The following is a 25,923-nucleotide window of genomic DNA, read 5'->3' as shown; positions in this document are numbered from 1 at the left end:
ATACCTGATCGGGTCAGGCGTCGACCTCGGCTTCCAGCGCGTGTTCCTGGATGAACTCACGCCGCGGTTCGACGACATCGCCCATCAGCTTGGTGAAAAGCTCGTCGGCGGTGTCGGCATGGGTGACCGAGACCTGCAGCAGGCTGCGCACATTCGGATCGAGCGTGGTTTCCCAGAGTTGTTCCGGGTTCATTTCGCCCAGACCCTTGTAGCGCTGGACTTTCATGCCCTTGGAGCCGGCGGTCACGACAGCATCGACCAATTGCGTCGGGCTGTAGGTCGTCACCGTTCCGGCTTTCGAGGTGAAGACCGCCGGGCCGATATAGACATCGGCAATCGCCAGCGCCCGTTCCGACAGGCGGCGGGCATCGGGGCTTTCGCGCAGCGGCGCATTGAGCACCACGGTCTCGGTGACACCGCGGACATCGCGGGTGAAGACCAGGTTGTTCTCGGCATTCAGCTCACCGACCCAGGTGTTCTCGCCCTCATCGGCAAAGCCGTTGAGACGTTCGGCTGCGGCCTGGACGGCCTCGGGGGTCGGTTCGGGAACCAGGGCGCCGGACAGTGCTGCCGCTTCGAGCGCAAAACCGGGCGCGCGCGCCAGCAGACGATCGACCGACGTCTTCACGGCCCGCGCTGTGCCGACCCGGTCGGCCAGATCGGCGCCGGTGATGACCTCGCCATTGGCCAGCCGCAGATCGGCTTCGCTGGTGCCTTCCTCGACGAGATAGGCATCCATCTCGGCCTGGTCTTTGACATAGCGTTCCGAGCGGCCCTTGGTGATCTTGTAGAGCGGCGGCTGGGCGATATAGAGATGGCCGCGCTCGATCAGCTCGGGCATTTGCCGATAGAAGAAGGTCAACAAAAGCGTGCGGATATGCGCGCCGTCGACATCAGCATCGGTCATGATGATGACCTTGTGGTAGCGCAGCTTGTCGTAATTGATCTGGTCGCGACCGATACCGGTGCCGAGCGCCGTGATCAGGGTTCCGACCTGTTCCGAGCCCAGCATGCGGTCGAACCGCGCGCGCTCGACATTGAGGATCTTGCCCCGCAGCGGCAGCACGGCCTGATTGCCCCGATGCCGGCCCTGCTTGGCAGAACCGCCGGCGGAATCACCCTCGACGATGAAGATTTCGGACTTGGCCGGATCCTTCTCCTGGCAATCGGCGAGCTTGCCGGGCAGGGAGGAGATTTCCAGCGCCGATTTGCGCCGCGTCAGCTCACGTGCCTTGCGCGCCGCCTCGCGGGCTGCCGCCGCCTCGATGATCTTGGCGACAATCTGCTTGGCCTCGATCGGATGTTCCTCGAACCATTCCGACAGCGCTTCGCCGACAATGCCCTCAACGGCCGGACGCACTTCGGACGAGACCAGCTTGTCCTTGGTCTGGGAGGAGAATTTCGGATCGGGCACCTTGGCCGACAGAACGCAAGTCAGGCCTTCGCGGGCATCATCGCCGGTGATGGAGATTTTCGCCTTCGCCGCCAGGCCGGACGAGGCCGCATAGCTGTTGACGATCCGCGTCAGCGCACCGCGGAAGCCGGCCAGGTGGGTGCCGCCATCGCGCTGCGGGATGTTGTTGGTGAAGCACAAGACATTCTCGTGATAGCTGTCATTCCACTCCAGCGCCGCCTCGACCATCACGCCGTCGCGCTCGCCCTGGATCAGGACCGGCTCGGGGAAGATCGGGGTCTTGGTGCGATCAAGGTGGGAGACGAAGGCCGCCACGCCGCCCTCATAGACCATGGTGTCGGACCAGACCTCCTCCTCACGCTCATCGCGCAGGGTGATCTTGACGCCCGAATTGAGGAAGGCCAGCTCGCGCAGCCGGTGCTGCAGCGTCGGGCGATCGAACTCGGTCATGGTGAAGGTTTCTTCCGACGGCATGAAGCGCACTTCCGTGCCCGTCTTGCCCGGATCGACATCGCCCGTCACCTTGAGGTCTTCATCGGCAACGCCGTGGCGGAAGCGCATATAGTGCTCCTTGCCATTGCGCCAGATCGTCAGGTCCATCCAGACCGACAATGCGTTGACGACCGAAACGCCCACCCCGTGCAGACCGCCGGAGACCTTGTAGGAGTTCTGGTCGAACTTACCGCCGGCGTGCAGCTGGGTCATGATGACCTGGGCCGCCGACATGCCCTCGCCCTTGTGGAAGTCGGTCGGGATGCCGCGTCCGTCATCGCGCACACTGGCCGAACCATCGGCGTGCAGCGTCACCAGGACTTCGGAGCAATGGCCGGCCAGGGCTTCATCGATCGCATTGTCGACGACTTCATAGACCATGTGGTGCAGGCCCGAACCGTCATCGGTGTCACCGATATACATGCCGGGGCGCTTGCGGACGGCGTCGAGACCCTTGAGGACCTTGATCGACTCCGCGTCATACTCGTGATTCGGTTGTTCGCTCATGGCTCGTTTGTACCGCACACGGAGTCCCGTGGCCATACGCGCGCGCACGCGCGAGTCTCTCTGTCAGCGCAGCAGCAGGATGATCGCGATCACCAGCATCACCGTGCCGGTCAGCAGGTCGGCACCGCGGCGCACAGCCGGGGTTTTCAGCCAGTCGCGCGCCTTGTGGGCCGCGCCGATATAGGCCCCGGCCGTCGGCACGGCGAGGAGGAGCATGATCAGCACCATCAGGGCATAGACCGGCGGGGTGATCGCCTCGAGCGGGATGAAGGCCGGCACCAGGGTGAGGTAGAAAATGATCGGTTTCGGATTGGAGAGCGGCATCGCCAGACCGGCGAGATAGGTGCCGGCCCAGCCACGTTTCGAGCCCGCCGCAAACACCGGTTTCGGCCGCGCCCCGGTCCAGGCGCTCCACCAGGCGGTGCCCGCCATCCAGAACAGATAGCCGGCCCCGACCAGCTTGGCGATCAGCCACACGGTTTCCAGCTGCTGCGCCACCGCCGACAGGCCGGTCACCGCCAGCGTGAACCAGAAAATATCCCCGGTCAGGATGCCGACACCATACATCGCCGCATGCCAGGGGCCGGCATCGAGGGTGCGCGCCACCATGGCCGCGATGCCCGGCCCCGGCGTCACGAACAGGATCAGTAATGCGCCCGCAAACAGGAGGAGGTTTTCAGCGGTCATGCCGGCGCCTGCAGCGGCGGGACGGTCAGATAGCCGTAAATCGCGTCAGCCATCGCCGCAGTGAATTCCGCGTCGGACATGGTCAGCGCGAAGGCCGGGCCGTCCTGCGGATAGAGGGCCCTTTCGATCAGCGAGGTGTTGAGGAGGTAGGTGACAATCTGCGCGGCCTGACGCCGGTCGGTGATCGAAACCTCGCCGCTGAAATGCTCGATCAGGGCGCGGGAGGATTCGACGGCCATTTCGAGAAAGGCCTCCCACTCCTCGCCGACGAGATCCGGCCGCAGGCGGGCATGGAGATGCGCCGCGCGCACCAGATGCGCTTCGGCTGTCAGGAAGGCCCAGCCCTGCGACACCATTTGCCGCAAAGCGGTGCGCAGCCCGGCATCCGGCTCCAGCGCCAGTTGCCCCGATGGACTGGCGGCAAATTCGCTCACGCGGGCCGCGTAGAGCTCGAAAATGACCGGAATCAGGGCATCGCGGTTTTCGAACCGGCGATAAACAGTGCCGACCGACAGGCCGGCCTCGGCGGCGAGGTCCGCAATCGAGATCTCCTCGAAGCTGCGCTGGCGCAGCAGATGCTCAAGCGCTGCCACGAGCTTGTCCCGGGTCTGTCTCGACCGCGACTGCCTGGCCGGTTTCTCCCCTTGACTCATCTGCGCTCAGCCTATTATGTGAATGTGAATTCGCATTCCGGTTTATGTTATCGGACACTGACGGCCGGGATGGGTCAAGTCGCAATTTGCGGGAGGATGAGCAAGATGGATTTTTCGAGCCTGGCGATCGAACACATCATCGGGGTCGGCCTGATCCTGGCGCTGCTGGCGTGGAATGCGCTCACCGAGAAATCCGGCAAGGCAGCGATCCGGGATCCGGCGAGGCCCGACGCCCGGTTGCGGATCTACAATCAGGCCCTGATCTCGCTCTGGCTGCTCGCCACCGCCTGCGCGGCCCTCTGGCTCCGCTCGGGCGCAACGCTGCCGGAACTTGGCCTGCGTCCCGGCGCGGGCTGGCGGACACTCCTCAGCTGGGCGGTTGTCGGTGCGATCGGCACCTATATGGTCGCGTCACTGGTCGAGGCCCGGTTTTCCCGCATGGCGCGGATCAAGTTGCGCGAACAATTGCGCCGGTCAGGCGATTACAGCCTCATCCATCCGGAGACTCAGCGCGAGCACGGACGCTTCATCTGGCTGGCGATCACTGCCGGCATCACCGAAGAAGTCCTGTTCCGCGGCTTCCTGATCGGCGTACTGGCCCTGATTATGCCCCTCTGGCTGGCGGCCATTCTCGCTGCGGCGATCTTCATTCTCGGCCACGCCTATCAGGGCCCGCAAGGCATGGTGGGCCTTTTGCCGATCACAGCCATTCTCACCCTGGTCTATGTCGTTGGCGACTCGCTCTGGCCCGCAATCGCCCTGCACATCATCGTCGATGTCGCCGCCGGGCTGCTGTTTCGCATCAGCGATCATTTCGCCAGCGCGGATGCCGAAGCCGGGATTGAGGCGGCAAGTGAAACGCGGTGCACAGGGCCGGATGCGGTCGCCTGAATTTGTCGAGGCAGCCTGGTCGGGATGGGGTTGGAACGGCGCCCCGTTGGAACCAGACCTTTCGTGCAGGGACAGGTGATGCCTGCCCTGGTGTGACCAGACCAATCAGGCGGTCGCACCGGCCCCGTCGGGGAACAGGCCCGCCTCGCGGACCCGCAGGAATTGCGCCTGGCCGGCAAAGGGCTCGAACAGCACGCGCTCGACGCCGGTCAGCCAGGCCTGGGATCCCGTGGCGAGGATTTCACGGGCCAACCCCTCGCGGCGCGATGCGTCAAGATGGGCGCAGGCCTCGTCGAACAGCAGCAGCGGCGCAATCGCATTGCGCGCCGCCAGCACCCGTGCCTGTGCCAGCGCCAGGGTCAGGATCAGCGCCTTCTGCTCACCGGTTGAGCAATCCCCGGCCGGCTGGTCCTTGTCGCGGTGGCGGGTCACGAGCTCGGTGCGATGCGGCCCGCGCGTCAACGTGCGGCCGACAGCGCCATCGCGCCCGCGCCCCTCACGCAGGGCCAGGGCGAAATTATCTTCGGCCTCGGAGGCCGGGGCACCGGCCGCGAGATCGGCCTCGACGGCCCCGTCCAGCGCCAGATCGGCCTGCGGAAAGGCGCCTTCGGGGCGCGCGTCGATTTCGGCCTGCAACCGGATCAGCGCTTCCAGCCGCGCGGCCGCCACGGCGACTCCATGCCCAGCCATCTCGGTTTCCAGCGCCGCGATCCAGGCCGGGTCGCTGCGCCCGTCATCCAGCAATCTTTGCCGCCGCACCCGGGCCTTCTCATAGGCCGTCGCAGCCTCGGCATGGGCCGGATCGGCGGCATAGACGAGGCGGTCGAGAAATTTCAGCCGGTCAGCGCGCGGTCCAGCGAACAGCCGGTCCTGGGCCGGGGTCAGCCAGATCATCGGCACCAGGCGCGACAATTCGGCCTGCTGCGCCGGATCGCCATCGATCCGGGTTTCGCGCCGGCCGCCGGCGCGGGCACCGACACCGATCCTGAAATGGCCGTCATGGGTGTCGATTTCCGCAAACACGGCCCAGGCGTCCGCGGCAATGCCGTCCTGCTTGCGGGCAACACCGTCGGCGCCGGCCGAACGCATGCCGCGCCCCGGCGCCAGGAAAGACAGGGCTTCAAGCAGATTGGTCTTGCCCGACCCGTTCTCGCCGAACAGGATCACCGGCCGCGCATCGACTTCAAGGTCGAGGGTGGCGTAGCAACGAAAATCGGTGAGCCGCAAACGACGAACCGCCGCCGGGACGACCGGCGGCGGTGAAGTCATCTCGTCTGTGCCGGCCGGTTTGCTCACACCCGCAGCGGCATCAACACGTAAAGCGCATCGGGATCACCGCTATCGGTGACCAAGGCCGGAGAGGCGGCATCGGCGAAGTGGAATTGGGCCTGGTCACCCTCGATCTGCGAGGCCACGTCCAGCATGTAGCGGGCGTTGAAACCGATCGCGAAACCTTCATCGCTATAGGACACGGCCAGTTCTTCCTCGGCCTGCCCGCTCTCGGGATTATTGACCGCCAGGGTCAGCGTGTCCTGCCCGAGTGAAAGCTTCACCGAGCGCGATTTCTCCATCGAGATGGTCGCGACACGATCAACAGCCTCGGCAAAACGCTTGTTCTCGACCGACATCATGCGGGTATTGCCGCGCGGAATGACGCGCTCATAGTCGGGGAAAGCGCCATCGATCAGCTTCGAAGTCAGCACGGCACGGCCGAGACGGAAGCGGATCTTGCCCTCCGAGACCGAAATCTCGACATCATCGCTGGCATCCTCGATCAGGCGCCGGATTTCCTGCACCGTCTTGCGCGGCACGATCACGCCGGGCATGCCGGCGGCGCCGTCCGGCAGATCAACCTCGGCCAGGGCGAGACGGACGCCATCGGTCGCAACAGCCCGCAGGGTCTTGCGGCCGGCCTCGTCAGCAGCGTGGAAATGGATCCCGTTGAGATAATACCGCGTTTCCTCGGTGGAGATCGCGAAGCGGGTCTTGTCGATCAGACGCGCCAGGGCCGCGGCCGGCAGCGAGAAGCTGTGCTCGAGGTCCTCGGTCGGCATGACCGGGAAATCACCAGGCGGCAGAGAAGGCAGCGAGAAATTCGACCGCCCGGCCTTCAGGGTCAGCCGTGGATCCTCGCCGCTCATTTCCAGCGTCACATCAGCGCCGTCAGGAATTTTCCGCGTAATGTCGTACAGGGTGTGGGCCGGCGCCGTGACCATGCCTTCACCCTCGCAGCTCGCCTCGGCGGTTTCGAGGATCTCGATATCAAGATCGGTCGCGGCAAAACTCGCGCCATTGGGCCCGGCTGAAATCAGCACATTCGACAGAATGGGGATGGTATTGCGCTTTTCGACCACAGCCTGAACATGGCCAAGGGCCTTGAGGAGCGTAGCGCGCTCGATCGTCAGCTTCATATCTCGCGTTCCGCTTTGACGTCTTCATGAGCCGGCGCCAGCTGGCAAATCAGCCGGCACCGAAAAGGGTGGGTTAAAGAGGATACATGAAAAAACACAACCGCAAGAGAATTATCCAGCCGCGGACGCTTTTTCCAGCGGAAATCAGTCCCGCAGCTCCCGGGTCAGGCAATCAATGTCCTGGCCGATCGTATCCCCGGACTCGATCATCGAGGTGATCTTGTTGACCGCGTGGATCACCGTCGAGTGATCACGGCCACCAAAGCGGCGCCCGATATCGGGCAGGGAACGCGTGGTCAGAGTCTTGGCCAGATACATCGCGACATGGCGCGGACGCACCACGCTCTGGGTGCGGCGCTTGGAGCAGATATCCGTCGTCGTGACACCGAAATGCGTGGCAACGGCTTTCTGGATCTCGTCAACCGTCAGGCGCTTTTCCGCGCTCAGCGACAGATCGCGCAGGGCCGTCGAGACCGCCTCCATCGTCACCGGCAGACCCAGCAGGGCTGTACGGCAAATCACATTGTTGAGCACGCCTTCCAGCTCGCGCGGCCCGGTGGTGATGCGGGCAGCGAGGAAATCGCGCACCGGCTCGGACACGGACAGGACCGGGTAATGGCATTTCGCCTGGGCGATCTTGCAATCGAGAATCTGGCGCCGCAGGTCGAGATCCGGCTTGCTCAGCGGGCAGGCCAGGCCGCCGGTCAGCAGCGAGCGCAGACGGTCATCGGCGATGGCCAGCTCGGCCGGCGGACGATGTGAGGCCAGCACGACCTGCTTGTTCTCGGCGATCAGCGCCGCGATCGTGTGCAGGAACTCGTCCTCGGTCTTCGGCTTGCCGGCGATGAAGTGCACATCATCGATCAGCAGGAAGTCGACGCCGCGCACAGTTTCCTTGAAAGTGATGGTGTCGCGCGCCCGCATCGCGGTCACGAAGCCCGACAGGAATTCCTCGGCGGTCAGATAGAGCGCCTTGCGGCTATTGGGGGCGTGCGTCACCGCACTGGCGACAGCGTGCATCAGATGGGTCTTGCCGACGCCGTAATCACCGTAGAAGAAAACCGGATTGAAGGGCGGCCGCGCTGCGGAGACGATACTGCGCGCAGCGGCCGCGGCAACTTCATTGGCCGGACCGACGCGGAAGGAGTCGAAGCTGAAACGCGGCTCGATCACGTCGTCGCGGTTCGCCGGCAGTTCGGCAGCCTTCCCGGCAGGCTTTGACTGGGAAACGGTTTCGCGCACAACGTCTACTTGCGGCTCCACCTCGCCGTCGGCGAGCACGAGCAGGTCACGGCGCACGGAATCCAGCTCGGCCCAGATTGCGCGAATTCGCGCACCGGCATGGTCCTCGATCCAGTCACGATTGAACGTGCTTGGCGCGACAATGATGATCATTCCGGCATCGGACATTCGGACGCGCAAACGGGCAATTTCCTGGGAGTAAAGTGCATCACCGAGCTCAACCCGCAGGCGGGCGCGAACGGCGCGCCAGATGGCTGCAATTTCGGCCGCAGCCTGGGTCTCGAATGCCGCTGCCTTGCTGTCGGAAACTGCCAGTTTTTTATATGCCATTGCTCGCCACACTTGTGATTTGCCCCACGTCGAGGTGGGAGCTAGGTGTTTGTTATTATGGCACAATCCCCCCATAATCGACACGCCGCCCTGCCGTGTCGAAACCGGAATATTATCCGTATCGGATTGATCGCCCTCAGAGCCTCAAAGGTTACCCCTTCCGTAATAACGGTCAACAGGATTCAACGCCCGGATTTTGAGATTCTTCGCTTGACACGGGAAATCCGTGATCGGAGCGAAGCTTGGCAAATGCGATATGTTTTCGCCATGTCAGCTGGTTCAATATCACCACAAAAACACCCCCCGGAAACAGGCCCGGGCTGGCACGAAAATCGCGCCGGCAACAGCTCCGTATCAGGAATATAATATGAGCAGCGGGCGCAGATGCGAGGCCTCGACCCCGCCGCGACCTGGAAGTCCGGGCCAAAAAAATACGCCCGGGACGCGAGTCCCGGGCGTATTGAATGCATTCAGCTGGTGGTCGGGATCAGGCGGCCATCGCCTTGATCCGGGCCGACAGGCGCGAAACCTTGCGCGAGCTGGTGTTCTTGTGGAACACGCCCTTGCTGACAGCGCGCATCATTTCTGATTCCGCGGTCACCAGCGCGGCTTTCGCCACAGCCTGATCGCCAGCGGCGATCGCAAGTTCGACCTTCTTGACATAGGTCCGGACGCGCGAGCGCCGAGCTTTGTTGACGGCAGTGCGGCGCGCGATCTTGCGGACCATTTTCTTGGCCGAGCTTGTATTGGCCATGGGTTCTAACCTCTTCATGCGACCGGGACCGGAGCCCGATTAAATCCGTGAGCGGCGGCGTATAGGCCCTAGAAGCCGGGGCGTCAACTGCCCCTGCCGCCAGTTTGACTAACGATGCTTGAAATGTGCAGCGCGCTTCTCGGCGAAGGCTGCCATGCCCTCGCTTTGATCTTCCAGTGCGAATTGCGACTGGAACACCCGGCGTTCGAAGCGCACGCCTTCTGTCAGGCCGATCTCGAAGGCACGGTCGACCGCTTCCTTCGTCATCATCGCGACCGGCAGAGACTTCACCGCGATCGCCTCGGCGGCCTCCATGGCCACATCCAGAAGGTCCTCGGCCGGCACGATGCGCGACACCAGGCCAGCGCGTTCGGCCTCCTCGGCATCCATCATGCGGCCGGTCAGGCACATATCCATCGCCTTGGCCTTGCCGACAGCGCGCGGCAGGCGCTGCGTGCCGCCCGACCCGGGCATCACGCCGAGATTGATCTCTGGCTGGCCGAACTTGGCCGTCTGTGAGGCAATGATGAAATCACACATCATCGCGATCTCGCAGCCACCGCCGAGCGCATAACCCGACACGGCAGCAATGATCGGCTTGCGGAAGCGCGCCACAGACTCCCAGGTCTCGGCAAAGGGGTCGTGCATGTAGAGACCCACGAAGTCGCGGGCCTGTAACTCCTTGATGTCGGCGCCGGCCGCAAAGGCCTTCTTCGAGCCGGTCAGGACGACACAGCCAATCCCGGCGTCTTTCTCGAAGGCGGCAAGCACCGTCGCAAGTTCCGTCGTGAGCTCATCGCACAGGGCGTTGAGGGCTTCCGGGCGCGAGAAGGTGATCACCCCGACGCGACCTTCGGTCTTTACCTGAATCGTCTTGTAAGCCATTTCGGCGCTCCGTATGCCGGCGCGGAAGCTCCGCGCTGAAAAAACCGCGCCGCTATAACGCAGACCGGACCGGCGGTCGATACCGGTGACAGGCCAAGAGTCAGGCGGCGAAAGCCAAGTTATTGGCGCGTCACGGTAATGCCGGTTTCACGCAATAATTCGACGACACCGTTATCGCCGCCGAGATGAGCCGCGCCCACCGCCACGAAAACCGTGCCTTCGCCATCGAGCAAGGCCTGGATCTGCGGTACCCAGTCGCGATTGCGCTGAACGATCAAAGCCTCATACATCTCGGGTGTTTGCTCGCGCATATCGGCGTTCACAATCCGGTCGATCGTCTCGACATCACCGGCGGCCCAGGCGCGCACCATCTCGTCGAGCATGGCCGGCGTCCGTTCCATTTCGCGCAAGCCCTCGGCGAAACCGTCCACCTGCACCGAGTCCGGCAGATCAGCGAGAACCCGCACCTGTTGTTCGGCGGTTTCAAAATAGCCGATTTCGACCTCTGTGCCCTCGACAGCGGCGAGCAGGGCCTTCTCGACCCCGGCCTCGGGATCCAGTCCGAGCGCCTGCATCTGCGCGACCGACAACACGATCTGTGCCAGCCAGGGGCGCATCGGCTCGAGCATTTGCGGGGTCGCTCCAACGGTGGGGGCGACACGGCCAAGCAAGGCCCAGGCCTCGGCATCCAGCATTGAGGACAGCGTCACCCCCTGCGGGTTCAGCCCCAGCTCGACGACCAGGGCCTGCACCCGGGCCTGCGCCCCGGCGCTCTGGACATCGGCTTCGAGATACAAGGCGTCGGCGCTCGCCAGCTGCTCGCGCATCGTGTCGGTCTGCCAGTCAAGGCTGGGCGGGAGGAGGTGGAAGGTTCCGAACAGGTAGATGTCGGAATCGGCGTCGGAAATGTGCCAGATCGCCGGTGCAGCCTCGACGCCGGAATAATCAGCCAGCTGGGCCTGCGCCGCACCGGTCGCGGCTGCAAACATCAGACCGGCAGCGCCCAGCATTGCGCCGGCTATCGATCTCAGCCGGGTGGACAGGAATTTGGGACGGCTCATGAGGAATCACTCCGGGTCAGATCATGGATGATGGGTGAGTATATATGCGGCTTTGCCGAAATTGCGGCGAGGGACTCAACACCAATCCGTCCCTCGAAGAAGCGCTCATGACTGGCAGTCAGGGCAATAGAAAGTCGAACGGCCTGCCTGGACGATCCGGTGAATCTCGCCGCCACAGGCCGGCGCCGGGCAGGGCGCACCCTCGCGGCCATAGGCGCTGAAACGATGCTGGAAATAGCCCAGGGCGCCATCGGCACCGGCAAAATCCTTCAGCGTCGAGCCGCCCGCCGCAATCGCCTCCCCGATCACCTCGCGCACCGACCGGGCCAGCCGCTCGGCATCGGCACCGGAAATGGAGCGCGCCTCGCGCAGCGGGCTGATGCCGCAGCGGTGCAGGGCCTCGCAGACATAGATATTGCCCAGTCCGGCGACGACCCGCTGATCGAGCAGCGCCGACTTGATCGGCGTCCGCTTGCCCGCCAGGGCCTCCCCCAGCGCGGCGCCGGAAAACCCGTTTGAGTCCGGTTCCGGACCCAGCCCGGCCAGATTGGGCTGTGAGTCTTCGGCGTCGCTCGCAAACATCAGCATGAAACCGAACCGGCGCGGATCATTATAGCGTACGGTGACACCGCCCTCGATCTCGAACACGACATGGTCATGCCTGGGATTGGCCGGCGCGGCATGGACGAAATCGCCCGGCTGCGCCGTGTCGGCGCCGGCCTCGATCGAGAAACGGCCCGACATGCCCAGATGGACCAGCAGGGTTTCTTCGCCGCTCAGCCGCAACAGGAGATATTTCGCCCGCCGGTCGATCCGCTCGATCCGCCGCCCGTCGAGGCGGCGCGCCATATCATCGGGGAAGGGAAAGCGCAGATTGGCCCGATTGAGCTGCACACGCTCGATCCGGCGGCCCTGCATCGCCGGGACCAGACCGACACGGACGGTTTCGACTTCGGGAAGCTCAGGCACAGGGCTCTCCTGCGAACCGCTGCCCCGGTGCGCGCAGGGCGGCACCGCCCCGGCAGTTTCCCGGGTCAGCTGTCAGAGGGTTCATCGCCAGTATGGCCACAGCTGTCACACTCCTTGCGGACCCTGCCAAATGTGCGGTCCGATTTTTCGATCTTGTATTGCAGCGTACCGCTATCGCAGGACGGGCAAGGCTCGACCGCGACGCCCGCATGTTTGGCCAGCGCCCAGATCGCCCGTTCAATCGCCGCCAGACGGCGCTCTATCCCCGCCAGTTCATCGCCCGGCAAAGCGGATGGCTTGCCGGCCGCATCGTGTTCAGTTTCTGCCATTCCCGCCTCGACTGACGCACCGGCCGGACCGGCGCAAGGAGTTCTGTCCGGAAGACAGGGCATAATAGCGCGGCCTGCGCAAGATTGTCGCGTGCGACATCGCACACCGCCCTCACCGCTTTGCGGCACAGCAACAGTGGCCTATTGTCGGCGCATGACCGAGACACTCAAACAGGCCAAGCCTGAAAACACTGTCCCCTTCGGCTTCGAGGATGTCGACCGCACCGCGAAGGCCGGGCTCGTGCGTGGCGTTTTCGACCGCTCGGCGCGGCGCTATGACCTGATGAATGATCTGATGTCGCTGGGTGTGCACCGCGCCTGGAAGGACATGGTCATGACGCGGGCCAATCCGCAGCCCGGCGAGCGCCTGCTCGATGTCGCCGGCGGCACAGGCGATCTGGCGCGCAGCTTCCTGACCAAGGCAGACCGCGCCGGCAAGCGCCGCGCCAGCCCGCGCCAGGCCGAGGCGATCGTGCTTGACATCAATGAGCAGATGCTGCGGGCCGGCATCAAACGCGGTGTCGAACCTGCCCAGGCCGGACGGATCCAGTGGGTGACCGGCAATGCCGAATGCCTGCCGCTCGCCAGTCACTGCGTCGACTGCGTCACCATTTCGACCGGCATTCGCAATGTCACCGACCGCGCCGCGGCCCTGGCCGACATGCGCCGTGTGCTGAAACCCGGCGGGCGCTTCCTGTGTCTGGAATTCTCGCGGCCGACCAGCCGGGGCTGGGGAAAACTCTATGATGCCTGGTCATTCAATGTGATGCCTGAACTGGGCGAGCACGTGGCGCGCGATCGGGCCAGCTATCAGTATCTGGTGGAATCGATCCGGCGCTTCCCCGACCAGGACAGCTTCGCCGGCGAATTGCGGCAGGCGGGTTTCCGGCAGGTCAGCTACACCAATTTCTCCGGCGGCATTGCCGCACTTCACACCGGCTGGGCCTGATCGCCGCCACGCCCCTGCGCCTTGCGCGTGTCGATGATCCAGGCCTTCGCGGCGGCCAGCGTATCGAATAATTGCAGGCCGGCGGGATAATCGGCCTCGCCCAGCCCGATCCAGTATTCCACCAGCGGGCGCTTCATCGGATCGGCACAGACCTGGGCGCTCAAGGTGGGCCTGTCGCCATAGGCCTGCTGCAAGATCCGGCCGAGCTCGACCTTGCCCGCCTCGATCGCCTCGACATCGAGGTCGCCCAGCATGCCGTCGCTGTAGTCGATGATCCGGTCCCACTCGGGCGTCCATTGAGGCGATGAGACAGCCTGCCGCAACAGCGCCGCCGCCTCCGCGATCCGCAACGGGCCGCGAAAGGCAGTGATCGTCCACCGGTTTTCGTAGTCAAACTCGATCGTGTGTCGCATGGACAGATCCAACTCCTGCGTGAGTCTAACCTGTAGCAGTGCCGATGCAAGCGCGTCGGCGGATGGCCCGTCCTGCGACTTCACACCGCCCTCGCCAAGCGCGGCTGCGCCCTCTAAACAGCTGCGATCATGTTTGCGACCCTCGCCTCCTTCCTGCGCCTGTTGCGCGCCCTGCTGACGCTGGCACGCCATGACGCCATCCTGCCGGCGGAATACCAATCGCTCTATCCGGCACCGGCGCGACTGGCCGGCCGCATCGCGCGACTATTTGCCCGCCGCGACAATGCCGACAATCCCGGCGAACGCCTGGCCCGGGCGCTGGAACGGCTCGGCCCCTCCTATGTCAAGTTCGGCCAGATTCTCGCCACCCGCGGCGATGTGATCGGCGAACGCTTTGCCCGCGGCCTTTCCCGCCTGCAGGATCGCATGCCGCCCTTCGGCGATGCCGAGGCCCGCGCCATCATCGCCGCCGAGCTGGGCGCGCCGGTGGAGAGCCTGTTCAAAACCTTCGGCCCGCCGATCGCCGCCGCCTCGATCGCGCAGGTTCACCGCGCCACGACGCAGGATGATGTCGAGGTCGCCGTCAAGGTCCTGCGGCCCGATATCGAAATGCGCATCGCGCGCGATATCCGCACCCTGTCGCTGGGCGCCGCCCTGGCCGAGACGCTGGCGCCGGCCAGCCGCCGGCTCGAGCCGCGCAAATTCGTCGCGACGGTCGCCCGCTCGCTCAGCTTCGAGACCGATTTGCGGCTCGAAGCGGCGGCAGCGTCGGAATTGTCCGAAGCGGCCATGGCAGTCGAGCAATACCGCATCCCCGAGGTCGAATGGCCCCTGTCATCCAGGCGCATCCTGACGACGCGCTGGGTCACCGGCGCGCCCCTGAGCGATCCGGAGCGGCTGGCCGAACTCGAGCTCGACAAGGCGGCGCTGGCGACGACACTGACACGGGCCTTCCTCGGCACGGCGCTCGATCGCGGCGTCTTCCACGCCGACATGCATGCGGGCAATCTCTTCGCCGCCGCCAATGGCGACCTCTGGGCCGTGGATTTCGGGATCATGGGGCGGATCGGCCGCCCCGAACGCCGCTTCCTCGCCCTGATCCTGCACGGCTTCCTGACGCGCGATTACACGGCCGCGGCGCGGGCGCATTTTGCCGCCGGCTATGTGCCGGACGAACACACCGTCGCCGATTTCGCCAGCGCCCTGCGGGCGGTGGGAGAGCCGATCTTCGGCAAGCGCGCCGACGAGGTGCCGATGTCGCGCGTGCTGATGCAATTGTTCGAGATCACCGATCTGTTCGACATGCGCCTGCGGCCCGAACTGGTGATGCTGCAAAAAACCATGGTCCAGTGTGAGGGCGTGGCCCGCTCCCTCGACCCGCAGCACAATATGTGGGCCGCCGCGACTCCCGTCGTCGAGGCCTGGATGAAACGCGAACTGGGCCCGGAAGGGCGAATCCGCGATTTCGCAGAAGATCTGGAGCGGTTCTATGGCGCCATGCGCCAGCTGCCCGATGCAATCGAGGACTGGTCGGAGATCGGCGCCCGGCTCAAGTCCGGCGAACTGCGCCTCTCGATGCCGCCATCGCCGCGCCCCTGGGCTGCCCGCCTGGCCTGGCTGGCCGTAGCTGCCGCCGGCGGCGCGGCACTGGCGCTGTCGCTTGCATAAAAACCCTCACCCGCCGAACACGGTCCGGTAATACCTTTGTGCTTTAGTGTCCGCATGACACCAAGCACCAAACCCACCCCCGAACACTTCGAGCTCCAGCGCGAGTTTTTCAGGATCGACGCCGCGACCGTCGCGCGCATCCGCAAGCTCAAGCCGCGCCTCATGGCCTATGCCGCCAAAACGCTCGAGACCCTGTTCGATCACCTCGCCTCGAATCCCGAAGTCGGGGATTATTTCGAGATCTCGGACAATACCCGCTATCTGCGCGACGGCATGCTGGCGCATTGCGATCTGGTCTTCTCGGCGCGGTTCGACCCGAAATATTACGACGCCGTCGACCAGATGGGCCTGCGTCACAGCAAGCTGGACTATCCGTCGCACGCCTACTCCTCCGCCTATGCCAATTTGATGGCCGGCCTGTTCCGGCAGGGCATGGAAACGGGGCCGAAGCTCAGCGCCGAGGATGTCGCCGCGATCACCCGCGTCTCGATCTATGACATGGAACTGACCATCGCCGCCTTCTTCCGCCACCAGCTGGACAAGCAGGCCGCGCTCTATGCCGATACGGAAAAAGTGCGTGATATGATGACCCAGCAGCGCCTCGCCAGCTGACGCACCGCCCGGCTCCGACAAGGGGCTTGGGAATCCGGCCGCAAACCGCTAGTTACTGCCCGTAGCGAACTGGGAGCATGGCCGTGTCCGACAAGCGGATTCTCTTGATTATCGGTGGCGGCATCGCCGCCTATAAAAGCCTGCTGCTGATCCGTGAATTGCAACGGCGCGGCATCGGCTCGCGCTGTATCCTGACCGCTGCCGGCAGCGAATTCGTCACCCCGCTCAGCGTCGCGGCGCTGTCGGGCGAGCACGTCTTCAGCCAATTGTTCGATCTCACCGACGAATCCGACATGGGCCATATCGAGCTGTCGCGCTCGGCCGACCTCGTCGTGGTCGCCCCGGCCACCGCCGATCTGATGGCCAAGGCGGCCCAGGGTCTGGCCAATGACCTCGCCTCGACCACCTTGCTGGCGACCGACAAGCCGGTGCTGATGGCGCCGGCGATGAATGTGCGGATGTGGGAGCACAAGGCGACGCAACGCAATCTGGCGACGCTGAAACAGGATGGCATCCACTTCGTCGGCCCCGATGAGGGCGAGATGGCCTGCGGCGAATTCGGTCCCGGCCGCATGGCCGAACCCGTCGCCATCGCCGACGCCATCGAGGGCCTGCTGCATGGCTGAGCCGCTCGCCGGACGCCATGTGCTGATCACCGCCGGCCCGACCCGCGAGCCGATTGATCCGGTCCGCTATATCTCCAACCATTCCTCCGGCCAGCAGGGCTATGCCATCGCTGCCGCCTGTGCCGCGCTCGGCGCGCGGGTAACGCTGGTGTCCGGCCCGACAGCCCTGGCGGATCCTGACGGCATCAGCGTGGTGCGGATTGAAACCGCGCTGGAAATGCTCGCGGCCGTCGAGACCGCCCTGCCGGCCGATGTCTTCATCGCCGTCGCCGCCGTCGCCGACTGGCGCCCCGCCGCGCCCTCCGACACCAAGATCAAGGCCGACAAGTCGAGCGTTTCATCGCTGCCGCTGGTGGAAAACCCCGACATTCTCAAAACCATCAGCCAGCTCGCCAAAGGCCGTCCCGGCCTGGTGGTCGGTTTTGCCGCCGAGACCCATGATGTCGAAGCCCTCGCCACCGCCAAGCGCCTGCGCAAGGGCTGCGACTGGATCGTCGCCAATGATGTCTCCGGCGATGTCATGGGCGGGGCGGAGAATGCCGTCACCCTCGTCACGCCACAGGGCAACGAACACTGGGAGCGCGCGCCCAAGGGCGAGATCGCGGCGCGGCTGGCCGCCCGCATTGCCGCAGCGCTCTAGTTTTCCCCAGCCCGCCTGCCGTGCGCACTGGCCAGCCCGCCGCTGCCGCGCTTCAATCAGCCCATCTGCCACTGTGCCGGACCCCGCCCGATGAAAACCCTCCACGTCCAGATCAAGCCGCTGCCGCATTATGAAGGCCTGGCCCTGCCGGCCTATGAGACGCCGCAATCGGCCGGCATGGATCTGCGCGCCGCCATTCCCGAAGACGAACCGGTCATCATCCCGCATGGCGAATGGCGCCTGGTCCCTGTCGGGATCGCAATTGCCCTGCCCGACGGTTTCGAGGCGCAAGTGCGGCCGCGCTCGGGACTGGCGGCCAAGAAGGGGATTTCCTGCGTCAATTCTCCCGGCACGGTCGATGCCGATTATCGCGGCGAGATCCGGGTCAATCTGATCAATCACGGCAAGGAGGACTTCGTCATCAATCGCGGCGACCGCATCGCGCAAATGGTGATCGCGCCGGTGATGCAGGCGCTGTGGCTGGTCACCGACGAGCTCAGCGAGACCCAGCGCGGCACCGGCGGGTTTGGCTCGACCGGGGTCTGATCAAGCAGGCGTGATAGCGGCGCGCCGTGACAGTGAGGCCAACCGTGCCTAGATAGCCACCAGCTTCCATTGAGGATTTCCCCATGACCGACACTCCGGGCCGCGGCCGCATCTACAGCTCCATCGCCGACACCATTGGCAATACGCCGCTGGTCGAGCTCCCGGCGCTCGCCGCCAGGCATGGCGCGAAAGCGCGCATTCTCGCCAAGCTGGAATTCTTCAACCCGCTCTCCAGCGTCAAGGACCGGATCGGCGTCGCGATGATCGATGCGCTCGAAGCCGCCGGCAAGCTGGGCGAGGGCAGCGTCATGATCGAGCCGACCTCGGGCAATACCGGCATCGGCCTCGCCTTTGTCGCCGCCGCCCGTGGCCATCGCCTGATCCTGACCATGCCGGAAAGCATGTCGATCGAGCGCCGCAAACTTCTGGCCCATCTCGGTGCTGAGCTCGTGCTCACCGACCCCGCCAAGGGCATGAATGGCGCCATCGCCAAAGCGAAGGAATTGATCGAGGCGACGCCGGGCGCGGTGATGCCGAGCCAATTCTCCAATCCGGCCAACCCGGAAATTCACCGCCAGACCACCGCGCTGGAAATCTGGAACGACACCAAGGGCGAAGTCGATGTCTTCATCGCCGGCGTCGGCACCGGCGGCACGCTGACCGGCGTCGCCTCGGTACTGAAAGCGAAAAAGCCCGGCGTCCACATCGTCGCCGTCGAGCCGACCGACAGCCCGGTCATCTCCGGCGGCAAGCCCGGCCCACACAAGATCCAGGGCATCGGCGCCGGCTTCATCCCCGACAATCTCGATGTGAGCCTGATCGACGAAACCGTCCAGGTCAGCAATGACCAGGCCTTCGCCATGGCCCGGGAAGCGGCCCGCACCGAGGGCGTCCCGGCCGGCATCTCCTCAGGCGCCGCCATTCAAGCCGCGCTGGACGTCGCCAAACGCGATGACATGGCTGGCAAGACGATTGTCGTGGTGCTGGCGAGCTCGGCGGAGCGCTATCTGTCGACGGCGCTGTTTGAGGATTAGCCCCGCAAACTCATCGGCACCGGGTCGCAGAAGCTCTTCACGTCAAAGATGCGGCTATCGCAGATGATATCCCCCGGGGTCAGCGGGCGCGATAATTCCAGCCCTTCCAGCGTGCGGGCGCGGGACAGCGCGACATAGGCCTGGCCGTGGGCGAAGAGGCGGCGGGCGAGGTCGAGATAGACCTTGTCGAGGGTGAGGCCCTGGGCCTTGTGGATCGTCATCGCCCAGGCCAGACGCAGCGGATATTGCGTGAAGGCGCCGGCGGTGGTCTTGGTCAGGGCGCGCGTCGCCTCGTCGAAGGCATAGGCATTGCGTTCCCACTTGGCCGGCTCGATCGACCAGACATTGTCGCCGATGCGCACGCGCACAGCCTTCTCGTCAAAGCCTTCGACCTCGGCCAGCGTGCCGTTGACCCAGCGCCCCTGCGGATCATTGCGCGTCATCATCACGCGGGCGCCGATCTTGAGCACCAGAGGCTCCTCGGCCGGGAAAAGGCGCTGATCAAACTGGCCCTCGACCTTGGCATTGAAGGCGTGCGGCGTGGTCGGCAGGCCTTCCAGGCGGGCGTTGTTGATGCGGAAGGCGGTCTCATTGGTCGCCGTCAGCACGACATGGCTCAGGCTGGCCTCGAGCCCGGAACGGCCGGTGACGCGCTCATTGAGCCGCTCAGCCTCGTCAGCCCTGACATCACCCTCACGCACGACATTGAGCAGATGGATGAAATCCTCATCGGTCTGGCGAAACACCTCTTCCAGCTCGACCAGCGCGAAACCGGCCTCGCGGAAGCATTGCGGGTTGAAGAAGAAAGGCCCGCCATGGGTGTTTTCGAGATATTCCGCCTCGCCGCCCTGCACCACCGGCGGCAATTGCGCCAGATCGCCGACAATCACCATCTGCACGCCGCCAAACGGTTCATTGCACTCGCGATTGAGGCGCAGCGACTGGTCGATCGCCCACATCATGTCGGAGCGCACCATCGAAATCTCGTCGATCACCAGCGTTTCCAGCGCCTTGACGACACGGCTATGGCGCACCTTGCGGATATCGCGCGCCGTGATCACGCGCGGCGGCAGGTGGAAGAAGCTGTGGATCGTCTGCCCGCCGGCCTGCATCGCGGCAACGCCCGTCGGTGCCAGCACCGCGGCCTTGTTGCCCGCCTGACGCAAAAGCTCGCGCATCAGCGTCGTCTTGCCGGTGCCGGCACGGCCGGTCAGGAAGATATTCGGCTTGTCACGCCTGAGCCAGCCCAGGAGATTGAGCTGGACTTCGGACAGCGTCGGTTCGGCGCGGGCGGTGAGGGGCGTGTCGGACATGGCGGCAAACTGCGTCTGTTCGCCGTTCAAGCCAACAGGAATGCACTTGATCAGCGGCAGCTTCTCGGCCACCTGTTCACCCATGAGCACCAAGATCGATATCGAGCGCTTCGCGCGCCACATCGTGCTGCGCGAGATTGGCGGCCCCGGCCAGCAGGCGCTCGGCCGCGCCCGGGTCGCGATTGTCGGCGCCGGCGGGCTGGGCGCGCCGGCGAGCCTGTATCTGACGGCGGCCGGCGTCGGCCAGATCACCCTGATTGATCCTGATATGGTGAGCCTGGACAATCTGCAGCGGCAGATCCTGTTTCGCACTGATGATGTCGGTAAATTCAAGGCCGGGACCGGGGCGGTGGCGCTGCGGGCGCTCAATCCGGGCACGCAGGTGATCGCGATCCCGGCCGCGCTGGACGCGAGCAATGCGCGCGAGCTGCTGGCCGGCGCCGATCTCGTGCTCGATGGCTGCGATAATTTCGAGACCCGTTTCGCGGTCAATGCCGCCAGCCGGGCGCTTGGCATCCCGCTGGTCTCCGGCGCCATCGGCCGCTGGGACGGACAGGTCTCGCTGTTCAATAGCGGCCCCGAGGCGCCCTGCTATCGCTGCTGGGTGCCGGAAATCCCGCCCGACGCCGAGACCTGCGCCCGTGTTGGCGTGGTGGGGGCACTGACCGGTGTGATCGGCTCGATCATGGCGCTGGAAGCGATCAAGCACATCTGCTCCGCCGGCGAGACGCTCGACGGCCGCATCCTGCTGTTTGACGGGCTGACCATGGAAAGCCGGACGGCGAAGCTGAAACGCGACCCCGATTGCCCGGGCTGCGGCGGCGGGCAGGCGTCAGGACCGGGCCGTCAATAACAGGCCCAGCCCGATGGCCACGCCCGGAGCGAGGCCGAACAGGACGCCGATCCAGGCATTTCCCGTGCTCAGGCCGATAATCAGCCACAGCACCAGGCCGGCGCCAATGCCGTAAGCGAGGTCGAGGGATTTGCGGAATCGCGCCGGGAGCGGCCCGGCAGGCTTTTTTCTGGGCGTGTTCATGGGCCCAATTTGCAGGACCCTGCCTCTCGGGAAGCTGGGGGCGAGTTTAATTCCTGGTCAGAATCCCGCCCCCGCAAACGTCATCCCACGGCTATTCGTAGGACACATCATTGCCGGCCGCGTCGTTATACAGCGTCTGCACCATGCGGTCGGTGGTGATGAAGCCCCAATTCCACTCATCGTGCAGATCGGCCAGTGGCTCTGCAGCCCGGACCGCCTCGAGATCGGCGCCGCCCTCGACCAGGGTGCGGACGCGGAAAGCCGCCTCGCGCAGCATATCGAGCGAGGCCTGCAGTTCGACGCGCGTCGAAAGCGGCCCGTGGCCGGGGATGATGCGGGTATCTTCACCGGCGATTTCCAGCCCGCGCTCCATCGCGGCGATATAACCGTCAACCGAGCCGCCGGCCGAAAGGTCGATAAAGGGGAAGAGTCCCGAAAAGAAGGTGTCGCCCATATGCAGCACATCGGCCTGGCGGAAATAGACCATGGCATCGCCATCGGTATGGGCGTGCGGAATATGCACGGCCTCGACGGTCTGCCCGTTCATGTGAAAGGTCAGGTCCTGGCCAAAGGTCAGGATCGGCAGCGTAGCCGGGGCCTGGGTCCACTCATCCCCGGACGCCTCGAGCCGGGTGCGAATATTGTGATGCGCGGCGATCGTCGTGCCCTGTTGGGCGAAATGCGCATTGCCGCCGGTGTGGTCGCCATGCCAGTGCGTGTTGACGATGAAACGGGGCGATGGCTCGCCGGCGATCTCGACGACGGCGCCTTCAATCGCCTGCGTTGTATTGGGCAGCTGGTCATCGACCATCACCACACCATCGGGTCCGTTGAGCAGGGCCAGATTGCCGGCAATGCCGGTCGACAACATGTAGATCCCGTCGCCGAGATCGGTACTGTCGACCGCGACCTGCGGCGCCTCATCCTGGGCGGCGAAGGCCTGTGCAGGCAAGGAATTGGCAGCCAGAAGGGCCGCAGCCGTCGTAATGGCCAGACGAAAACGCATGATATCCCCTCGCGATTGGCGCCGGACTTCCGGTCCGGCGTTCGAGCACAGGATATGGGATGTTCCGGGGCGATTGCACCCCCGGGGACAAAGAATCTCGCTGCCGGCGCCGCCGCCTGGACCGCGTTCACGAAGGATTTACGCCGTCTTCACCCTGTTGGCCCAAGACTGGTGAATCAAGGAGTTTCCCATGCGCCGCCTCGCCGCCCTGCTCGCCCTCATCGTCATGGCTGTGCCCCTCCAGGCGCAGGAAGCCGGCCAGCCGACACCGTCGGGCCAGGAGGTGCCGCGCTTTGTCAGCCTGAAATTCGACGTCGCCAATGGCCGCTCCGGTCCGAGCCGCTCACATCCCGTCGCCTGGCGCTATGTCCGCGCCGGCCTGCCGATGGAGGTCATCGCCGAAACCCCGGACTGGCGCCGGGTCCGCGACCCGGACGGCGAACTGACCTGGATGCACCGCTCGATCCTGTCCGGACGCCGCACGGTCATCACCGTTGACGAGACCCCGCTTCGCGCCCGCGCCGATGCGGATGCCCCTACCGAGGCGATCGCCGAGAGCGGCGTGATTCTCGCCCTGGAGCGTTGCCGCACGGGCTGGTGCCGGGTCGAAGGTCAGGGATATCGCGGCTGGGCAAGGGCCGGCGCGCTATGGGGGGTCTATGCCAGCGAACGCGGCGACGCCCCGGACGACGCGACGGACGGCAGCCCCGCCTTGAGCGGCTCTCGCGCGCGTGATACCGCTCTGCCCTGATCCACCCGGTTTTCGTGCAAGACCGGGTCCCCATTCCCAGCCCGGTGATCGGCGGCTCATGCTGCCCGACCTGCGGCGCAGCTGATCGGTTACATGACTGAACGCCAAAGCTCATTTAGCTACGAAGATCTGATCGCCGCCGGCGAGGGTGGCCTGTGGGGTCCTGACCGCTCACGCCTGCCCGCCCCGCCCATGCTGATGATGGACCGCATCCTTCACATCGATGATGACGGCGGCGAACACGGCAAGGGCCGCATTGTTGCGGAACTCGACATCAATCCCGACCTCTGGTTTTTCGCCTGTCACTTCAAGGGCGATCCGGTGATGCCGGGCTGTCTCGGCCTCGACGCCATGTGGCAATTGGTCGGCTTCTTCCTGTGCTGGAAGGGCAATCCCGGCAAGGGCCGGGCGCTCGGCGTCGGCGAGGTGAAATTCACCGGCGAGATCACACCGGAAACCAAGAAGGTCCGTTATGTGATCGAGCTGAAGCGGGTCATCCAGCGCCGCCTGATCATGGCGATCGGCGACGGCCATGTCGAAGCCGACGGCAAGATCATCTATACGGCCAAAGACCTGCGTGTGGGCCTGTTCCAGCCCGCCGAAACTAAAGAAGACTGATCCAGGAGTTCGCGATGCGCCGTGTTGTCATCACCGGTCTCGGCATTATTTCTCCCATCGGGAATAATGCTGCCGACGTCACCCAATCCCTGCGCGAAGGCAAGAGCGGCATCCGCCGCATGGAGAGCTTTGCGCAATACAATTTCCGTTGCCAGGTTGGCGGCAAGCCAACGGTCGATCCGGCCGAGCATGTCGACAAGCGGGTCTATCGCTTCATGTCGGAAGGTGCCGGCTGGAACTATATGGCGATGGAACAGGCAATCGCGGATGCGGGCCTGCCCGAATCCGACATCTCCAATGTGCGCTCCGGCATCATCATGGGCTCCGGTGGTCCCTCGGCCGGCACGATTGTCGCCGCGGCCGATATCACGCGCGAGAAAGGCCCCAAGCGGGTCGGTCCGTTCGCGGTGCCCAAGGCGATGAGTTCGACGGCCTCGGCAACGCTGGCCACCCCGTTCAAGATCCTGGGCGTCAACTACACCATCACCTCGGCCTGCACGACCTCGCTGCATTGTATCGGTGCGGCCACCGAGCAGATCCAGTGGGGCAAGCAGGACGTCATGTTCGCCGGCGGTTGCGAGGAGATCCACTGGGCCCTCTCCAACCTGTTCGACGCGATGGGCGCCATGTCCACCAAATACAATGACACGCCGGAACTCGCCTCGCGCGCCTTCGACAAGGACCGTGACGGTTTTGTCGGCGGTGCCGGCGCCGGTGTGGTCGTGCTGGAAGAATATGAACGCGCCAAGAAGCGCGGCGCGCCGATCTATGCCGAAGTCACCGGCTATGGTGCCACCTCGGACGGCTATGACATGGTCGCGCCATCCGGCGAGGGCGCGGTGCGCTCGATGAAGCTGGCGATGGAAACCGTCACCAAGCCGATCGACTATCTCAACCCGCACGCCACGGCGACGCCGGTGGGCGACATCAAGGAGATGGGTGCGGTCAAGGAAGTGTTTGGCGACAACGCCCCGATGATCTCGGGCACGAAATCCATGACCGGGCACTCTCTCGGCGCGGCCGGCGTGCATGAAGCCATCTATACGCTGCTGATGATGAAGAATAATTTCGTGGCGCCCTCGATCAATATCTTCGAGATGGATCCGGAAATTGCGGCCCTCAACCTGCCGATCGTCACCGAGACCCGCGATGCCGACCTGCAGACCGCGATGTCGAACTCCTTCGGCTTCGGCGGCACCAATGGCACCGTTGTATTCCAGAAAGTCTGATCCCATTTCCCTGTGATCACAGGCGAGGAGACACAAGATGAGTGATATCCAGTTCCCGACCGGGACATTGATGAAGGGCAAGCGCGGGCTTGTCATGGGCGTCGCCAACAAGAATTCCATCGCCTGGGGGATTTCCCAGCAATTGGCCGCCCAGGGCGCCGAGCTGGCCTTTTCCTATCAGGGCCAGGAACTTGAGCGCCGGGTCCGGCCTCTGGTTGAAAGCCTTGGCGGCGATCCTTTCATGGTCGCCGCCGATGTCACCGACGAAGCCTCGATGGATGCCTGTTTCAAGGCGCTGGAAGACAAGTGGGGCACGATCGACTTCCTGGTTCACGCCATCGCCTTTGCCGGCAAGGACGAGCTGGTCGGTTCCTTCACCGAGAACACCACCCGCGAGGGCTGGCGCCGGGCGATGGAAATCTCCGCCTTCTCCTTTGTCGATGCCGGCAAACGCGCCTCGCACATGATGCCCAATGGCGGCGCCATGGTCACCCTGACCTATCTCGGCTCGGAACGCGTCGTGCCGTCCTATAATGTCATGGGCGTTGCCAAGGCGGCGCTGGAAGCCTCGACGCGCTATATGGCCCGCGATCTCGGCCCGGCCGGCATCCGCGTCAACGCGCTCTCGGCCGGCCCGATGCGCACCCTCGCCATGGCCGGCATTTCCGGCGGCAAGGCCCTGATGCGCACCGGCCGCGAATGGTCGATGATGAAGGAAGACACCAAGATGGAAGGCGTCGCCGGCGCCGCCCTCTACCTGCTCTCCGATCTCGGCCAGTCCTGCACCGGCGAAACACTCCACGTCGATGCCGGCTTCCACGCCGTGGCGGTACCGAGCATGGACGGGGATGATTAGA

26 protein-coding genes and 1 pseudogene are annotated in these 25,923 nt (G+C 64.7%); 12 read left to right on the top strand and 15 right to left on the bottom strand.

Annotated elements, in window-relative coordinates:
- Positions 1-13: 13 nt before the first annotated feature.
- From gyrB to ACN0YL_RS05455, 3 genes are all read right to left on the bottom strand, one after another.
- Positions 14-2,413, bottom strand: a complete 2,400-nt coding sequence (gyrB, locus tag ACN0YL_RS05465; protein WP_417490296.1) for a DNA topoisomerase (ATP-hydrolyzing) subunit B — start codon at positions 2,411-2,413, stop codon at positions 14-16.
- Positions 2,414-2,476: 63 nt separating this feature from the next.
- Complete coding sequence (locus ACN0YL_RS05460) at positions 2,477-3,100, bottom strand: LysE family translocator (RefSeq protein WP_417497304.1); 624 nt, start codon at positions 3,098-3,100, stop codon at positions 2,477-2,479.
- On the bottom strand, positions 3,097-3,693 hold the full coding sequence (locus ACN0YL_RS05455; protein ID WP_417497303.1) for a TetR/AcrR family transcriptional regulator: 597 nt from the start codon (positions 3,691-3,693) through the stop codon (positions 3,097-3,099). Before ACN0YL_RS05455 ends, ACN0YL_RS05460 begins: the two co-directional genes overlap by 4 nt.
- Positions 3,694-3,858: 165 nt before the next feature.
- On the opposite strand from ACN0YL_RS05455, the gene ACN0YL_RS05450 reads away from it, so the two are divergent.
- Positions 3,859-4,644 carry a CPBP family intramembrane glutamic endopeptidase gene (locus ACN0YL_RS05450; protein ID WP_417497302.1) on the top strand — a complete coding sequence of 262 codons (786 nt, stop codon included), beginning with the start codon at positions 3,859-3,861 and terminating at the stop codon, positions 4,642-4,644.
- Positions 4,645-4,749: 105 nt separating this feature from the next.
- On the opposite strand, the gene recF is transcribed toward ACN0YL_RS05450, so the two are convergent.
- The 8 genes from recF to ACN0YL_RS05410 all read right to left on the bottom strand — a co-directional run bounded on the left by recF (position 4,750) and on the right by ACN0YL_RS05410 (position 12,625).
- Complete coding sequence (gene recF, locus ACN0YL_RS05445; protein ID WP_417497301.1) at positions 4,750-5,940, bottom strand: DNA replication/repair protein RecF; 1,191 nt, start codon at positions 5,938-5,940, stop codon at positions 4,750-4,752.
- Positions 5,937-7,055: a DNA polymerase III subunit beta gene (gene dnaN, locus ACN0YL_RS05440; RefSeq protein ID WP_417490290.1), complete on the bottom strand. Its 1,119-nt coding sequence runs from the start codon at positions 7,053-7,055 to the stop codon at positions 5,937-5,939. The genes recF and dnaN overlap by 4 nt, the downstream gene beginning before the upstream one ends.
- A gap of 144 nt (positions 7,056-7,199) precedes the next feature.
- A complete protein-coding gene (gene dnaA, locus ACN0YL_RS05435) occupies positions 7,200-8,627 on the bottom strand; it encodes a chromosomal replication initiator protein DnaA (RefSeq protein ID WP_417490289.1) in 1,428 nt (475 codons plus the stop codon).
- A gap of 487 nt (positions 8,628-9,114) precedes the next feature.
- The gene (gene rpsT / locus ACN0YL_RS05430) at positions 9,115-9,381 is read right to left on the bottom strand and encodes a 30S ribosomal protein S20 (RefSeq protein WP_417467922.1); all 267 of its coding nucleotides are present in this window, start codon (positions 9,379-9,381) and stop codon (positions 9,115-9,117) included.
- Positions 9,382-9,489: 108 nt separating this feature from the next.
- Positions 9,490-10,266 (bottom strand): enoyl-CoA hydratase, encoded by a 777-nt coding sequence (locus ACN0YL_RS05425; RefSeq protein ID WP_417467924.1) that lies wholly within the window; start codon positions 10,264-10,266, stop codon positions 9,490-9,492.
- Between the two features lie 119 nt (positions 10,267-10,385).
- A complete protein-coding gene (locus ACN0YL_RS05420; RefSeq protein WP_417497300.1) occupies positions 10,386-11,327 on the bottom strand; it encodes a TraB/GumN family protein in 942 nt (313 codons plus the stop codon).
- 105 nt (positions 11,328-11,432) lie between these two features.
- Positions 11,433-12,296, bottom strand: a complete 864-nt coding sequence (gene mutM / locus ACN0YL_RS05415) for a bifunctional DNA-formamidopyrimidine glycosylase/DNA-(apurinic or apyrimidinic site) lyase (RefSeq protein WP_417490287.1) — start codon at positions 12,294-12,296, stop codon at positions 11,433-11,435.
- 65 nt (positions 12,297-12,361) lie between these two features.
- Complete coding sequence (locus tag ACN0YL_RS05410) at positions 12,362-12,625, bottom strand: hypothetical protein (protein WP_417497299.1); 264 nt, start codon at positions 12,623-12,625, stop codon at positions 12,362-12,364.
- 154 nt (positions 12,626-12,779) lie between these two features.
- Here ACN0YL_RS05410 and ACN0YL_RS05405 point away from each other — a divergent pair, with 154 nt between their 5' ends.
- Positions 12,780-13,574, top strand: coding sequence for a class I SAM-dependent methyltransferase (locus ACN0YL_RS05405; protein ID WP_417497298.1), 795 nt, complete (start codon positions 12,780-12,782; stop codon positions 13,572-13,574).
- Here the strand turns inward: ACN0YL_RS05405 and ACN0YL_RS05400 are convergent.
- Positions 13,556-13,987: a hypothetical protein gene (locus ACN0YL_RS05400; RefSeq protein WP_417497297.1), complete on the bottom strand. Its 432-nt coding sequence runs from the start codon at positions 13,985-13,987 to the stop codon at positions 13,556-13,558. The two genes, ACN0YL_RS05405 and ACN0YL_RS05400, sit on opposite strands and share 19 nt — an antisense overlap.
- 129 nt (positions 13,988-14,116) lie before the next feature.
- Between ACN0YL_RS05400 and ubiB the strand changes: the two genes are divergently transcribed.
- The 5 genes and pseudogenes from ubiB to cysK all read left to right on the top strand — a co-directional run bounded on the left by ubiB (position 14,117) and on the right by cysK (position 19,113).
- Positions 14,117-15,655, top strand: a complete 1,539-nt coding sequence (gene ubiB / locus ACN0YL_RS05395) for a 2-polyprenylphenol 6-hydroxylase (protein ID WP_417497296.1) — start codon at positions 14,117-14,119, stop codon at positions 15,653-15,655.
- A gap of 54 nt (positions 15,656-15,709) precedes the next feature.
- Positions 15,710-16,267, top strand: coding sequence for a protoglobin family protein (locus ACN0YL_RS05390; RefSeq protein WP_417490282.1), 558 nt, complete (start codon positions 15,710-15,712; stop codon positions 16,265-16,267).
- A 77-nt stretch (positions 16,268-16,344) separates the two neighbouring features.
- Positions 16,345-17,533, top strand: a pseudogene (coaBC, locus tag ACN0YL_RS05385) (bifunctional phosphopantothenoylcysteine decarboxylase/phosphopantothenate--cysteine ligase CoaBC).
- Positions 17,534-17,623: 90 nt separating this feature from the next.
- Positions 17,624-18,079, top strand: a complete 456-nt coding sequence (gene dut, locus ACN0YL_RS05380; RefSeq protein ID WP_417497295.1) for a dUTP diphosphatase — start codon at positions 17,624-17,626, stop codon at positions 18,077-18,079.
- A gap of 83 nt (positions 18,080-18,162) precedes the next feature.
- Entirely contained in the window at positions 18,163-19,113 is a 951-nt protein-coding gene (gene cysK / locus ACN0YL_RS05375; RefSeq protein WP_417497294.1) for a cysteine synthase A, read from the top strand.
- On the opposite strand, the gene ACN0YL_RS05370 is transcribed toward cysK, so the two are convergent.
- On the bottom strand, positions 19,110-20,510 hold the full coding sequence (locus ACN0YL_RS05370) for an ATP-dependent DNA helicase (RefSeq protein ID WP_417497293.1): 1,401 nt from the start codon (positions 20,508-20,510) through the stop codon (positions 19,110-19,112). The genes cysK and ACN0YL_RS05370 overlap by 4 nt on opposite strands.
- Between ACN0YL_RS05370 and ACN0YL_RS05365 the strand changes: the two genes are divergently transcribed.
- Positions 20,509-21,279, top strand: a complete 771-nt coding sequence (locus ACN0YL_RS05365; protein ID WP_417497292.1) for a HesA/MoeB/ThiF family protein — start codon at positions 20,509-20,511, stop codon at positions 21,277-21,279. The genes ACN0YL_RS05370 and ACN0YL_RS05365 overlap by 2 nt on opposite strands.
- Here ACN0YL_RS05365 and ACN0YL_RS05360 read toward each other — a convergent pair.
- Together ACN0YL_RS05360 and ACN0YL_RS05355 are read right to left on the bottom strand one after the other, a co-directional pair.
- On the bottom strand, positions 21,259-21,462 hold the full coding sequence (locus tag ACN0YL_RS05360; RefSeq protein WP_417497291.1) for a hypothetical protein: 204 nt from the start codon (positions 21,460-21,462) through the stop codon (positions 21,259-21,261). The two genes, ACN0YL_RS05365 and ACN0YL_RS05360, sit on opposite strands and share 21 nt — an antisense overlap.
- 91 nt (positions 21,463-21,553) lie before the next feature.
- Positions 21,554-22,468 (bottom strand): MBL fold metallo-hydrolase, encoded by a 915-nt coding sequence (locus ACN0YL_RS05355; protein WP_417490276.1) that lies wholly within the window; start codon positions 22,466-22,468, stop codon positions 21,554-21,556.
- Between the two features lie 190 nt (positions 22,469-22,658).
- Here ACN0YL_RS05355 and ACN0YL_RS05350 point away from each other — a divergent pair, with 190 nt between their 5' ends.
- The 4 genes from ACN0YL_RS05350 to ACN0YL_RS05335 all read left to right on the top strand — a co-directional run bounded on the left by ACN0YL_RS05350 (position 22,659) and on the right by ACN0YL_RS05335 (position 25,922).
- The gene (locus ACN0YL_RS05350) at positions 22,659-23,219 is read left to right on the top strand and encodes an SH3 domain-containing protein (protein ID WP_417497290.1); all 561 of its coding nucleotides are present in this window, start codon (positions 22,659-22,661) and stop codon (positions 23,217-23,219) included.
- Between the two features lie 93 nt (positions 23,220-23,312).
- Entirely contained in the window at positions 23,313-23,837 is a 525-nt protein-coding gene (fabA, locus tag ACN0YL_RS05345; RefSeq protein WP_417497289.1) for a bifunctional 3-hydroxydecanoyl-ACP dehydratase/trans-2-decenoyl-ACP isomerase, read from the top strand.
- A 14-nt stretch (positions 23,838-23,851) separates the two neighbouring features.
- Positions 23,852-25,066 carry a beta-ketoacyl-ACP synthase I gene (gene fabB / locus ACN0YL_RS05340; RefSeq protein WP_417490275.1) on the top strand — a complete coding sequence of 405 codons (1,215 nt, stop codon included), beginning with the start codon at positions 23,852-23,854 and terminating at the stop codon, positions 25,064-25,066.
- A gap of 37 nt (positions 25,067-25,103) precedes the next feature.
- Complete coding sequence (locus ACN0YL_RS05335; RefSeq protein WP_417497288.1) at positions 25,104-25,922, top strand: enoyl-ACP reductase FabI; 819 nt, start codon at positions 25,104-25,106, stop codon at positions 25,920-25,922.
- Position 25,923 lies beyond the last annotated feature (1 nt).

It is taken from the genome of Maricaulis sp. (assembly GCF_048269565.1).
GTDB lineage: Bacteria > Pseudomonadota > Alphaproteobacteria > Caulobacterales > Maricaulaceae > Maricaulis.
Note: the sequence above shows the minus strand (reverse complement) of the source record. Positions and strands in the feature narration are given on the sequence as shown.